Source organism: Psychromonas sp. 14N.309.X.WAT.B.A12 (assembly GCF_030397575.1).
Classification (GTDB): Bacteria; Pseudomonadota; Gammaproteobacteria; order Enterobacterales; family Psychromonadaceae; genus Psychromonas.
In genome coordinates this window covers 178,351-191,453 of the sequence record NZ_JAPNXS010000004.1, presented here as the reverse complement: position 1 = coordinate 191,453, position 13,103 = coordinate 178,351, and the positions used below count along the sequence as shown (strand labels likewise).

At 36.4% G+C, this 13,103-nt stretch carries 11 protein-coding genes; 8 read left to right on the top strand and 3 right to left on the bottom strand.

Annotated elements, in window-relative coordinates; translation table 11 throughout:
- Window positions 1-66: 66 nt before the first annotated feature.
- The 3 genes from OW492_RS07305 to proQ all read right to left on the bottom strand — a co-directional run bounded on the left by OW492_RS07305 (window position 67) and on the right by proQ (window position 4,437).
- The gene (locus tag OW492_RS07305) at window positions 67-1,731 is read right to left on the bottom strand and encodes an AMP-binding protein (RefSeq protein WP_290039273.1); all 1,665 of its coding nucleotides are present in this window, start codon (window positions 1,729-1,731) and stop codon (window positions 67-69) included.
- A gap of 69 nt (window positions 1,732-1,800) precedes the next feature.
- A complete protein-coding gene (gene prc, locus OW492_RS07300) occupies window positions 1,801-3,795 on the bottom strand; it encodes a carboxy terminal-processing peptidase (RefSeq protein WP_290039272.1) in 1,995 nt (664 codons plus the stop codon).
- A 12-nt stretch (window positions 3,796-3,807) separates the two neighbouring features.
- On the bottom strand, window positions 3,808-4,437 hold the full coding sequence (gene proQ, locus OW492_RS07295) for an RNA chaperone ProQ (protein ID WP_290039271.1): 630 nt from the start codon (window positions 4,435-4,437) through the stop codon (window positions 3,808-3,810).
- Window positions 4,438-4,703: 266 nt separating this feature from the next.
- Between proQ and yegQ the strand changes: the two genes are divergently transcribed.
- The 8 genes from yegQ (at window position 4,704) to OW492_RS07255 (ending at window position 13,005) form a co-directional block, all read left to right on the top strand.
- Entirely contained in the window at window positions 4,704-6,047 is a 1,344-nt protein-coding gene (gene yegQ / locus OW492_RS07290) for a tRNA 5-hydroxyuridine modification protein YegQ (protein ID WP_290039270.1), read from the top strand.
- Between the two features lies 1 nt (window position 6,048).
- Window positions 6,049-6,297 carry a YfhL family 4Fe-4S dicluster ferredoxin gene (locus OW492_RS07285; RefSeq protein WP_290039269.1) on the top strand — a complete coding sequence of 83 codons (249 nt, stop codon included), beginning with the start codon at window positions 6,049-6,051 and terminating at the stop codon, window positions 6,295-6,297.
- Window positions 6,297-7,628, top strand: coding sequence for an MATE family efflux transporter (locus tag OW492_RS07280; protein ID WP_290039268.1), 1,332 nt, complete (start codon window positions 6,297-6,299; stop codon window positions 7,626-7,628). The genes OW492_RS07285 and OW492_RS07280 overlap by 1 nt, the downstream gene beginning before the upstream one ends.
- A gap of 124 nt (window positions 7,629-7,752) precedes the next feature.
- The gene (locus tag OW492_RS07275; protein ID WP_290039267.1) at window positions 7,753-9,357 is read left to right on the top strand and encodes an ABC transporter substrate-binding protein; all 1,605 of its coding nucleotides are present in this window, start codon (window positions 7,753-7,755) and stop codon (window positions 9,355-9,357) included.
- Window position 9,358: 1 nt separating this feature from the next.
- Complete coding sequence (locus tag OW492_RS07270; protein WP_290039266.1) at window positions 9,359-10,336, top strand: ABC transporter permease; 978 nt, start codon at window positions 9,359-9,361, stop codon at window positions 10,334-10,336.
- Window positions 10,323-11,213 carry an ABC transporter permease subunit gene (locus tag OW492_RS07265; RefSeq protein WP_290039265.1) on the top strand — a complete coding sequence of 297 codons (891 nt, stop codon included), beginning with the start codon at window positions 10,323-10,325 and terminating at the stop codon, window positions 11,211-11,213. Before OW492_RS07270 ends, OW492_RS07265 begins: the two co-directional genes overlap by 14 nt.
- Window positions 11,213-12,223, top strand: coding sequence for an oligopeptide/dipeptide ABC transporter ATP-binding protein (locus OW492_RS07260; protein WP_290039264.1), 1,011 nt, complete (start codon window positions 11,213-11,215; stop codon window positions 12,221-12,223). Before OW492_RS07265 ends, OW492_RS07260 begins: the two co-directional genes overlap by 1 nt.
- 2 nt (window positions 12,224-12,225) lie before the next feature.
- Complete coding sequence (locus tag OW492_RS07255) at window positions 12,226-13,005, top strand: ATP-binding cassette domain-containing protein (protein ID WP_290039263.1); 780 nt, start codon at window positions 12,226-12,228, stop codon at window positions 13,003-13,005.
- Window positions 13,006-13,103 lie beyond the last annotated feature (98 nt).

Below are 13,103 nucleotides of genomic sequence, written 5' to 3'. Positions count from 1 at the left end.
ATTAAAAATAAACCTGTTACAGCAATTATATTAAATAAGTTATGTTAATAGATAAGTTAATTGCTGTTATGGTTTTTCTTTTAATAAACGCCTTAGTACTTTACCCACATTATTCTTAGGTAACTCATTAACTATTTTGATTTTTTTAGGTTGTTTATAACCTGTTAAATAATCGCGACAATGGGCCTTTATCTTATCAATGGACACTTGCAGATCATTGATAACAACAAATAATATAACCGCTTCATTACCGTCTTTATCTTTTTCGCCAATTACTGCAGCTTCATAAACACCAGCTAATTTCAGTACTGTATCTTCAATCTCATTAGGATACACATTAAAGCCAGATACTAAAATCATATCTTTTTTACGATCAACTATACGTAATAAACCATCATTATCAAATAATCCAATATCACCTGTCTTAAACCAACCCTGATCAAAAGCAGCCTCAGTTTCAGTAGGGTTATTCCAGTATTCAGTCATAACTTGTGGTCCTTTGACTTGAATTTCACCGACGCAGTTCAAATCTTCAACTACAAAGTTGTTTTGATCAATTAAACGTACGTCAGTGTTTGGCATCGGTAGGCCTACTGCCCCCGTATGCTTAGCTAAATTATAAGCATTAACACTAACGATTGCTGTTGTTTCGGTTAATCCATAGCCTTCAATAATGGTATTACCAGTTATATTTTTCCAATCTTCAGCAACTTTATGTTGTGTAGGCATTCCTCCTGCAATTGTAAATTTTAGGAGAGAAAAGTCCACCTTTCCGATCTTAGAGTGGTTAAGTAATGCATTAAATAAAGTGTTAACGCCTGTAATTGAAGTAAATTGGTACTGAGATAAGATATCAATAAAAGAATCTATGTCTCTAGGGTTCTCAATTAAGAGGTTAGAATCTCCTCTTTTTAGGAAAAAGAAACAATTAATATTTAATGCAAATGCGTGATACATAGGTAATGCGGTTACTAGTAACTCTTTTCCTTGAGTTAAACAAGAGCCAAATGTTTCTTCAACTTGAGCAAGACTACTTGCCATATTACGATGTGTCATAGCGACACCTTTAGGTACTCCTGTCGTCCCACCTGTATATTGAATAAATGCGATATCATTAATACTGATCATAGGACGAGTATATTGCCCTTTAGCGCCTATTTTTAATGCCCTATGATAATCACAGGTATTCGCCAATTTAAATCTAGGTACCATACGTTTAACATGAGCAACGGTAAAATTGACCAAGCGACGTTTGATGAATGGCAAGCCATCTCCTATTTTGGTTAATACGAGATGTTTAATATTAGTTTCTTGAATAATACTTTGCAGTGTATGTGCAAAATTTTCAGCAATAAAAATCGCTTTTGCACCGGAATCATTTAACTGGTGTTTTAGTTCAAAAGGAGTGTATAAAGGATTGACATTAACAACGATTAACCCTGCTCTTAATATACCGAGCAAGATAATCGGATATTGTAATAAGTTAGGTATCATAACAGCAACCCGATCACCTTTATTTAAGGTTGTTGCATGCTGTAAATAGCTCGCTATATGACGAGATTTCACTTCTAACTCAGCAAAAGTCAATTTATGCCCCATATTAATGTAGGCAGTATGCTCAGGATGGCGTTCAAAGGTATCTTCCACCATATCAACAAGATTGATTAATGTGCTTTCATTAATTTCAGCACTGACACCGGGCGGGTAATTATCTAGCCATGGTTTATACATGAGTCATTCCTACTGACATAAAAAAGCCGACTAGCAAAGTCGGCTTTTAAAATTAATTTTTAACCGAAATTATAAATTAGCATAATCCAAAGTGATATGTGCAGCTTCTATTAAAAAAGCATCAAGCGGTTCAAAATCATCTGGCACATCGTCTAATGACTTAACTGTTTTAAGCCCTGCACGTTTAAGACGTTCGTTAGTACGAATTAGATTTTTAGCTTTATTTTTTTCACGCTCGGCTACACGTTCTTTTTCTACTAAAGAGATACTCTTATCATCTTTTTCTAGACGATACTCTTCGATATCTTCAGCTAAGTAAGTAAACTCAACTTCTTTTTTAATACGTTGTTGATGCTCTGCTTCAAGGATCTTAACATCCTTGCTCAAATCATCGACTTTGTTGTATTTAGCTGATTTAATATTATCCCATGGTAGTGCATTTTTCGCTAAACTTTCACCTGTGTCTTTTGAATCAATTGCTGTCGGGAAAGCAATATCAGGTACTACACCTTTGTTTTGTGTACTGCCTCCATTAATGCGATAGAACTTAGCGATAGTATATTGTACAGAGCCTACAGCATCTTGATTTGTATCATAGTAGCGAGCAATACGACGATGTTGTTGAACGGTACCTTTACCGTAACTTTGCTCACCAATAATAATTGCACGGCCGTAATCTTGTAAGGCTGCAGCAAAGATTTCAGAGGCAGAAGCGCTATTACGATTAATTAACACAGTCAATGGGCCATCATAAGAGATATCTTCATTATCATCGAATTGTACTGAGATTTCTTGGCGGCTATCTCTAACTTGCACAACAGGTCCAGTTTTGATAAATAAACCTGTTAGTAATGTAGCTTCACTTAACGCACCACCACCATTGTTACGCAGATCAATCACTATACCTTTAACATCTTTCTTCGCTAATGAAGCCAATTCACGTTCAACATCTTTACTTAAATTAATATAGAAACTTGGAATCGAGATAACACCAATATTTTTGCCATCAATCACTTCAACAGACGACTTCGCTTCTCTGTCTTCAAGGTGAATCTCTTCACGCACAATTTTAATGACTTTGTTCACATCACCGGTTTTGCCAGATAATATTTGTAATTGAACCGTAGTGCCTTTTGGCCCTTTAATAAGCTCAACTATGTCATCTAAACGCCAGCCAACCACATCAACGATCTTCTCGCCTTCTTGTCCGACACCGATAATTTTATCGTCTTTTGCTAATAGTTTGGATTTTTCAGCAGGTCCACCTGGCACTAAACTACGTACTACAGTGTAATCATCTTCTAGCTGAAGCACTGCACCAATCCCTTCTAATGACAGATTCATTTCCATTTTAAAACGTTCTGCATTGCGAGGTGATAAGTAACTGGTATGCGGTTCAATAGTATAAGCATACGCATTCATAAAAGTTTGGAATACATCTTCACTTTCAGTTTGTGTTAGGTATTTCAACGAATAATTATAACGTTTAGTTAATAACGTTTTAATTTCAGGCCATTCTTTACCAGATAGTTTTAAAGTGAGTGCATCAGACTTAACACGAGCTTGCCATAACGCATCTAATTCTTGCTTATCTTTCGGCCAATCCGCATCGGTACGATCATATTGATAAGATTGCTCTGTATCAAACGTGATCTCTTTATCCAATAACGACAATGCATAGCTGAAACGCTCAAATCGACGGGTTAAGTTTAACTGGTAAATAGCGTAGATAGAATCTAACTGACCAAACTTCAAGTTATCATCGAAGCTGTATTGATAAGCTTTCATTTCATCGATATCACTTTGCATAAAGATTTGTTTATTAAAATCTAACTGCTCAATATAACGATCAAATACTTTTTTTGATAATTCATCATTTAGAGGAATATATTTATAATGAGAGCGACTAAATAAGTCACTCACTCTTTTCGCCACTTTTGCATGTTGAGACTCTTGATGCAGCTGTGGAATCTCGTTTAGTGTTGTACTATCAGAGGCGGCAAAGGTGACCCCAACAAAACAGAGCTGGGATAAAATTAATACATGACGAAAGAGTTTTTTCATTAAAAAGACCTTTTATACGATTAAATGCTTAGCTTTCACTTTCACAACCATTCCTGAATCTAGTTGCACTTGAACTTCTTCTTTTAAGATTTCTACTACTGTAGCAGAGACGGGAGACTTACCTAGCAAGACTTTGACTGGCTGAGAAACTTTAAGTTCATTATGGTTAGCTTCTTTATATTGGCTTAAGTCAATTTCAGGTTTCTTAGCAGCTTTCTTGGGTGCGTCTTTTTTACGCGTTGGAATAGCCACTTTTTTAGCTGCACGATTTGGCGTTTTAGCCGTCTCGTTTTTCTTTTTATTAGCAAAGGCTTTTTCTTTGCTTTCTTTTAATGATAACTGTGCGTGATCAGCATGTTCTTGTGATACTTCATCACCTTCAACACCGTCTAAATCAACACGTTTTGCCCCGGCTTTTACACAGTGCAGGTAACGCCAGCTCATTGTGTATTGACGTAATGCACCACGTAATTGTGTTTTACTAACACGAGGTTCATTTTCTAGACGAGCAGCTAATTCTTGAAATACACCAATTTTTAATGGTTTTGCAGACTCAGAACCAGCGATAAAGCAAGCTGGGAACTGTTCTGTTAAGAAGGCAATGATTTGTTTGTTATTTGTAAACTTTTCTGTGTTTTCCATGTAAAACCTAATATTTAAAAACGATGTTGAAAGATAGCCAAAGTAAATCTCTGATTATCATTAAGAAAATTATTCAGTAGTATAATGTTGCGTTTATTAAATGTGAAACGAATTATCGCTCTAGCCGCTTATTCCAGCTAATTTAATGATATTTATTATGAATAGTTAATGTTTATCTACTTGTTCTACCCCTTTTTTATAAAAACAAGTAGAATCTTCACATTATTTACAAGTTATTTTGTTTGATTTTTAACCTAGAGGGACCGATGAAACCTGAACTATTATCGCCAGCAGGCTCTTTAAAAAACATGCGTTACGCTTTTGCATATGGTGCAGATGCAGTTTATGCCGGTCAACCTCGATACTCTTTACGTGTACGTAACAATGAGTTTAACCTTGAAAAACTACAAATAGGTATAAATGAAGCCCATGCTCAAGGCAAAAAACTGTATGTCGTGTGTAATATCCAACCACATAACTCTAAATTAAAAACATTTATCCGAGATATGAAACCCGTGGTTGATTTAAAACCAGATGCATTAATTATGTCTGACCCTGGTTTAATTATGATGGTACGTGATGTCTTCCCTGATATGCCAATTCATTTAAGTGTACAAGCTAATGCCGTCAACTGGGCTACCGTTAAGTTTTGGTATCAACAAGGTATCGAACGAGTCATTCTTTCTCGTGAACTTTCCTTGGATGAAATAGAAGACATTCGTTTCCATTGTCCTGAAATCGAAATTGAAGTCTTTGTACATGGGGCATTGTGCATGGCCTATTCAGGACGTTGCCTATTATCGGGATATATTAATAAACGCGATCCAAACCAAGGTACATGTACTAACTCGTGCCGTTGGAAATACGATGCCCATCAAGCAACACAGAATGAAACTGGTGACATAGTTGCCATCCAACCAGTAGAGCCAACATTAGGTGAAGGACAACCAACGGATCAAATGTTCCTTTTACAGGATCAAGGGCGTCCAGGTGAGTACATGCCAGCTTATGAAGATGAGCATGGTACTTATATCATGAACTCTAAAGACTTACGTGCAATCCAGCATGTCGAGCGATTATTAAAAATGGGCGTACACTCCCTAAAAATTGAAGGTCGCACTAAAAGCTTTTATTACTGCGCACGAACTGCTCAAATTTACCGTAAAGCCATGGATGATGCGATCGCCGGTAACCCCTTTGATCCATCATTAATGTCATCATTAGAGAACCTTGCTCATCGTGGTTATACGGAAGGCTTTCTGAGTCGTCATACGCATGATCAATATCAAAATTACGACTTTGGTTATTCGGTGAGTGAAACGCAACAGTTTGTCGGTGAAATCATCGGGCGTGATAGCAATGGCTTAGCTGAGGTAAATGTAAAGAACAAATTCCTAGTCGGTGATAAATTGGAGTTAATGACCCCACAAGGTAATATCAACTTTAAACTTGAGGGACTACAAAACCGTAAAGGTGAGCAAATAGAGGTTGCACCAGGATCAGGCCATACCTTATATATGCCAATAGCAAAAGAGATTGATTTAAACCATGGATTATTAATGCGTCACTTAACTCAGGGTAACGATACCCGTCAGCCGCACAAAAACTAATATGGCACTATTAATAGAAGACAGCTGTATAAACTGTGATATGTGTGATCCTGAATGTCCTAATGAAGCGATCACCTTTGGTGCTGAAATATACGAGATCAATCCGGATTTATGTACTGAATGCGTCGGTTTTTATGAAAAGGCAACTTGTGTCGCAGTTTGCCCTATCAACTGTATCATTATCGATCCAAAACATATTGAAACCCAAGAGCAACTGCTTGATAAATTTGCTAATTTGCACGCTAGTTAATGACATCGATCACAGCTAAATTTACACAGGGTGATATTGCACAGCATATTACGAAAATGGCACTAACCAACGTGATTGGTTTAAGTGTCTTTTTTATGGTTGATTTAATCGATATCTATTTCATTAGTTTACTAAAACAACCCCATTTACTATCGGCCATTGCTTATGCGGCCGCCATACTCTTTTTCACCACCTCTTTTACCATTGCAATGATGATTGCTAATTCAGCAGTAGTAGCTCGGCAAATAGGTCAAAAGCAATATCAAACAGCACAACAGTCAGCGATGACTAGTTACCTAATAACCTTTGTTATTAGTATATTGTTGAGTGGATTAGTATTCTGTAACGCAAAAAGCTTACTTCAAATGATAGGTGCCGAAGGTATCGCATTGCAAGCAGCTTACGATTATCTCACTATCACTATCCTCACCTTTCCAGTCGTGGCACTTGGTATGCAAGCTATCGCGACCTTACGAGCGCTGGGTAAAGCCAAAATTGGCATGTACTGCACTATGTCAGCAGGTATCGTTAATTTACTGTTAGATCCTTTATTTATTTTCTATTTTGATTTAGATATTAAAGGTGCGGCAATCGCTTCATTAATTGCCCGAAGTACTATGGTTTGTTTAGCCGTTTACTATCTATTAATAAAAGCTAACTTCATTACTAAAATCCCGCTTAATAGCTTAATAAAAACGATACCAGAGATTACCAGAATTGCTTATCCTGCATGTTTTACACAACTAGCAACACCAATTACCCATTTATATGTCACCTATGAAATAGCGAAATTAGGTGCTGATACAGTGGCAGGATGGGCAGTAATCAGTCGATTAATTCCGGTCATTTTTATGATCTTATTTGCGATGCCCGGTGCTATTGGTCCAATCATCAGCCAAAATATGGGAGCAAAACAATTCAAACGAGTAAAATTGACCTTGAATCATTCCTTAAATTTTATTATCCGTTATGTATTTGTAGTCGCTTTACTTTTATCATTTTCCCAAGAATTAATTGTAACGCTCTTTAATGCAACGGGTGAAACTGCGAGCTTACTACGCTTCTTTTGCCAATATATCTGCATAAGCTTTATTTTTGTGGCAATGAACTTAGTGGCAATGTCATTTCTCAATAATGTTGGTCACCCCAAATTAGCTAGTCTGCTTAATATTGGAAAAATGTCTTTAGGGACAATTCCTTTTGTCAGTATTGGTGCTTATTACTATGGCGCACATGGTATACTTATTGGTCAAGCACTCGGTAGTATTAGCTTTGCATTCATCGCCATTATATTGTGCTATCAAATCCTAGGTAAGTTAGATTATAATTAACTAATATCAGTGTGATTGATTTTACTAAATAATTGAATTAACTTATTAAATATTAAGTTAACCTGATACCGTTTATCTTCTAAAGGTGAACCGTATTATTATCATAATGGAATAAAGTAATGCTATGCGTTTAATATGCTTATTGTCTTTGATTGTTAGCCTCAGCGGTTGTTATCAAAACAAAACGTTAACACAAAATACGCTTATCTATTGTACTGATAGTCAACCGACGTCATTCAATCCACAAATAAGCGATGACATAGCTAGTTTAGATGCCACAACACATCAACTGTTTAATCGTTTAGTAAAAGTTGATCCCAATACAAATGAGTTTGTACCTGATTTAGCTGAAAGTTGGGAACAAAGTGACGACAAGCTACGCTATCGTTTTACCCTCCGAGAGCATGTTAGTTTTCATCAAACCGACTATTTTACACCAACCAGATATTTTAATGCAGATGATGTGTTATTCAGTTTTAATCGTATGTTTGATCACCAACACCCTTACCATATGATCAATAATAAAACCGTGAATTACTTTTATAACCATCCTTTCACTGATCTGCTTTCCTCTATAAATAAAATAGATGAGCATACAGTTGAGTTTGTTTTGTCGAAACCAGACGTGACATTGCTCGCTAATTTAGCTGCACATTATGCAGTGATCCATTCCGCTGAATATGCACAACAATTATTAGCAGAAGGTCATCCGGAAAGAATTGATTTTAAACCTATAGGTACAGGCCCATTTGTATTCAAAAGCTTTGATAACAACGGTACGATTCGTTATCAAAAAAACAAGCAATACTGGCATTCGATCAGTAATATTGAAAATCTCATTTTCTTCACTAATCCAAGTGCAACAAAACGCTATACTAAATTATTATCCGGTGAATGTGATGCAATCTCTTACCCTGCGGCCAGTCAATTAGAAACGATTAGTGAAAATAAACAAATCAGTTTAAACAGTAAATCAACAGCAAATATATCCTTATTGGCATTCAACACTAAAGCAGAAAAATTAGGTGATCCTCGGGTTCGTCAAGCATTAGCTAAAGCAATAGATACAGAAACCATTCTTAGGGCTGTTTATTTTCAAAGTGCAATGCAAACCGACACATTGTTAAGTAAACAATCTTGGGCATTAAAACCACGGTTTAATGAACAACTATTTAACCCAGAGCAAGCTAAAAAAGAGTTAAATGCAGCGCAATTTAATTTCAACCAATCTTTACAAATTTTGTTGCCTGATGGTGCTAATGTCTTTAACCCTAATTTTCATAAAACAGCGGAATTAATTCAGGCTAATTTACTCGCAATAGGGGTAAAAAGTACGATTATCAGCCTTAACGACAACGCATTACAAAGCCATTTAAATAGCGGGGATTATGATGCTTACCTGACTGGCATCAATGTACATATTAACGATCCTGATAGCATATTCAGACCATTACTCAGTTGTCATTCAACGCCAGAAACGGGTAATACTAGTTATTGGTGTGATACGATGACTCAAGATTTATTGGATGACTCATTAACTGAGGGTAATTTTGCGCAGCGTATTAAAAACTACTATCAAATTCAGGATATAGTTTATCAACAACGACCTTATCTGCCTATTGCACATGTTTTAAGATTAGATGCGATTTCTAAATCTATTTTAAACGTAGAAGTCAATCCATTAACTGGCATTAACTTTCAAAATGCCATCAAACAAGATTTGAACTAATATGCTGTCATTCTTAATAAGACGTTTAAATTTATTGTTAATTACGGCGTTTATTCTAACTATTATTGCCTTTGCAATCGATCGAACTATTCTTGTTCACCATCAAACACAGCCTCTTGTGCAACAAGACTATGTGCTACAGTATTTTTCATATTTATGGCACATATTTAGTGCTGACCTCGGACACTCAGCTTTAGATCAACAACCACTGCTACAACGTGGGTTAACCTTTTTTGCTTCAACCTTAGAACTGTGTTTTGTTGCACTTCTATTTTCTTGTATTATCGCTATCCCATTAGGTTTATTAGCGGGTTTATTTCGAAATACTAAATTAGATTACGCAATCATGACGGTGGCAATTATTGGCTTAGCTTTACCTGTTTTTTGGGTTGGTGTGATGGCTGTATTATTACCCAGTGTGTGGGGTGATATATTACCCGTAGATGGAAATATGAGCCTAGTTTACGACATTCCAGTGGTGACCGGTTTTCTATTAATAGATACCCTATTTGTTACTCCCGAATACGGTTTATTTGCCTTTTTTGATCGGGTTGCTCACCTTATTTTACCAGCGGCGGTATTGTCATTCTTTTTAATTGCTGAAATTGTGCGTTTAACACGTCATTCAATGACCATGGTAATGCGTAGTAACTATATCCAAACTGCTTATGCAAAAGGTTTTTCTCGTACTAAAATTGTCTTTAAGCATGCACTGAACAATGCATTACCTCCGATTATCCCGCAATTGAGATTACAACTAAGTACCATCTTGTCTTTTGCGATGACTATTGAGATTGTATTTAATCTTAACGGTATAGGTACTTGGCTGTTTAATTCATTGAAAACCGGTGATTATCACGCGTTACCCGCTGGTATGTTAATTATCACTGGCTTTATTTTAATGTTCAGTATCGCGATAGAAATTATTATGGTGATTATAAGCCCAATTAGAAGAGGTTCGTTATATGCTGATAAATAACGGCTTTAATGAAGATAAAATACAATCACCACTACGTTATATCTGGTCGATTTTTAAAAGTAAAAGTATTGCTGTTGTCGCAATGTGGGTTATTGTGTGTTTAATTTTGATATCACTCTTTGCCTCATGGTTAGTGCCTCACTCACCTTTACTTCAAGATCCCGATAAAATGTTACTCCCGCCTTATTGGGTAGATGGAGGCTCTATTGACCATGTATTAGGTACCGATGACCTTGGGAGAGATACCTTGTCACGCCTATTTCATGGCATTCAATATACCCTAGGTGGCGCGCTATTAATTACGTTTTTTGTATCTATTATAGGCATGTCAATTGGTGCAGGTGCGGCTCTCACTAAAGGAGTGAAAGCTAGTATTTTACACCATTTGTTAGATGCCCTTCTCGCGATCCCTTCTTTACTGTCAGCGCTAATCTTAATTACTTTCTTTGGTCCCAGTTATGTTAACTGCTTATTAGCAATCGCCTTATCTTTATTACCTCAATTCATCAGAGCAAGTTATCTGGCCATTGAACAAGAGTTGAATAAACAATATATCATTGCCTTACAGTTGGACGGTGCAGCCAAAACACGCTTATTCAGATATGGTATATTGCCCAATATTCTTGAGCCAACGACCACTATCTTAAACCGGTTATTTACCATGGCGATTATAGAAATTGCGACCTTAGGATTCTTGGGGTTTGGTGCACAACTACCACAAACAGAATTAGGCTCCTTGATTGCCAATAATATGGAGTTAATCTATTTATCTCCTTGGTTAGTCGCTTTTCCTGGGTTAGCGATCTTTATCATCATTATTATTGTGAATGTATTTGCAGAAGGTTTACGTCACGCGGTGATTGAGGGAGAAGAATAATGGCTTTATTAGATATCAGGAACCTCAGCATAGATATAGAAACTGCCCAAGGCACAATTCGGGTTATCGATAAAGCGACACTTAATATTGTTGATGGATCAATCCATGGTCTAATTGGTGAGTCTGGTTCAGGTAAAACCTTAATTGCCAAAGCTATTTTAGGCTTACATAGCAGTAACTGGACAGTAACCGCAGATCGTATGTTCCTCGATAAAACCGATCTAACGAAACTATCTCAAAAAGAGAGAAGAAACATACTAGGTACTGAAATTTCAGTTATTTTCCAAGAGCCTAGCTCTTACCTAGACCCTAGCCAAAGAATACGTACGCAAATTGAATCCGTACTACCTAAAAAAACCTGGCAGCAGCGCTTTAGACCTATTTTAAGTAAAATAAAGCGTGTGACAGTGCCTTCTAGACGCTTACAAATTAAAGAACTATTACATAAAGTCGGCATACAAAACGATGTAGCAGTATTAAAAAGTTTCCCGCATCAATTATCTGAAGGTGTTTGCCAAAAGGTAATGATTGCTATGGCGATTGCTAATAATCCACGTCTCATCATTGCCGATGAGCCAACAACAGCAATGGAATCAGTGACACAATCGCAGATCTATCGTCTTCTTTATAAACTTAATCAACTCAATAACACGACTTTATTAATACTAAGTAATAACTTTGCTAATACCAGTAGTATCTCAGATTACATGACACTGGTTTATTGTGGACAAACCGTTGAGTCAGGCTCTTATAAACAAATCATGGGTTCCGCAATGCATCCTTACACACAAGCGATGCTTAAAACCATGATCAATAATGAAGAGATCAACGAACATAAAGCACAACTATATACTTTGCCAGGTAATATCCCTTCATCAAACCAACTACCTATCGGGTGCCGATTAGGTCCTAGGTGTCCAAAAGCTCAAAAAATATGTGTTAAAAATCCAGCCTTAACCATTAAAAAAGGACACAGTTTTCGTTGCCACTACCCAAGTAAGCTGAGTTAGTTATGTCGTCATTATTAAAAGTAAGCGATCTGTGTAAAAGCTTTAAGCAACCCTTTGGTTTCTTTGGAAGTAAAGAAAAAATAGCCTTTGGACCAGTAAGTTTTACCTTAGAAAAAGGTGAAACGTTGGCGGTTGTAGGCGAAAGTGGCTCAGGTAAAAGTGCCTTAGTAAGAACCATTGCAGGTGTATTAACTGCAAATGCAGGTGATATTTATATCAAAGGCCACTCCATTCGTACTTTAAGTTCACAAAAACGTTGTGTATCAGTCCGTATGATATTCCAGGATCCAAGTAGTTCACTTAACCCTAAAATGACCATAGGGAAAATCTTAAATGCACCAATTGAGTTAAATACGAGTTTAGACGCAAAGCAGCGTTATCAACGAATTATTGAAACTTTAAAGTTAGTAGGTCTATTACCTGATTATTTAGCATTTTACCCTAACATGCTCTCAAGTATGCAAAAACACCAAGTTGCTATTGCCAGAGCTATGATCTTAAATCCAGACATTATTTTAGTCGATGAGATCTTAACCACACTAGATATTTCACTTAGATTTAAGATTGTTAATTTACTATTAAAGATTCAACAAACTAAAGGGACTAGTTATATTTTTGTTGCACACAATATGCACCTTGTTAAACATATGAGTGATCAAATCATGGTCTTGCATCAAGGAAAGATTGTCGAAAAAGGCTCTTCAGAAGAGATTTGTGATAACCCACAACATGAGCAAACAAAATATTTACTATTAACGCACCAACCGGATTATCGCAAGTAGCAAATATTAAACAAAAAAACTAAATTATGATTTTAAATTGCTATATAATAAAAAAATTAATTATTAATCATAGCACTATTGAAACGTGACACTCTTCA

Coding starts and splice junctions, on each gene's coding strand:
- prc (WP_290039272.1), bottom strand. CDS start 3,795: ATGAAAAAACTCTTTCGTCATGTATTAATTTTATCCCAGCTCTGTTTT.
- OW492_RS07285 (WP_290039269.1), top strand. CDS start 6,049: ATGGCACTATTAATAGAAGACAGCTGTATAAACTGTGATATGTGTGAT.
- OW492_RS07260 (WP_290039264.1), top strand. CDS start 11,213: ATGGCTTTATTAGATATCAGGAACCTCAGCATAGATATAGAAACTGCC.
- proQ (WP_290039271.1), bottom strand. CDS start 4,437: ATGGAAAACACAGAAAAGTTTACAAATAACAAACAAATCATTGCCTTC.
- OW492_RS07275 (WP_290039267.1), top strand. CDS start 7,753: ATGCGTTTAATATGCTTATTGTCTTTGATTGTTAGCCTCAGCGGTTGT.
- OW492_RS07305 (WP_290039273.1), bottom strand. CDS start 1,731: ATGTATAAACCATGGCTAGATAATTACCCGCCCGGTGTCAGTGCTGAA.
- OW492_RS07280 (WP_290039268.1), top strand. CDS start 6,297: ATGACATCGATCACAGCTAAATTTACACAGGGTGATATTGCACAGCAT.
- OW492_RS07270 (WP_290039266.1), top strand. CDS start 9,359: ATGCTGTCATTCTTAATAAGACGTTTAAATTTATTGTTAATTACGGCG.
- OW492_RS07255 (WP_290039263.1), top strand. CDS start 12,226: ATGTCGTCATTATTAAAAGTAAGCGATCTGTGTAAAAGCTTTAAGCAA.
- OW492_RS07265 (WP_290039265.1), top strand. CDS start 10,323: ATGCTGATAAATAACGGCTTTAATGAAGATAAAATACAATCACCACTA.
- yegQ (WP_290039270.1), top strand. CDS start 4,704: ATGAAACCTGAACTATTATCGCCAGCAGGCTCTTTAAAAAACATGCGT.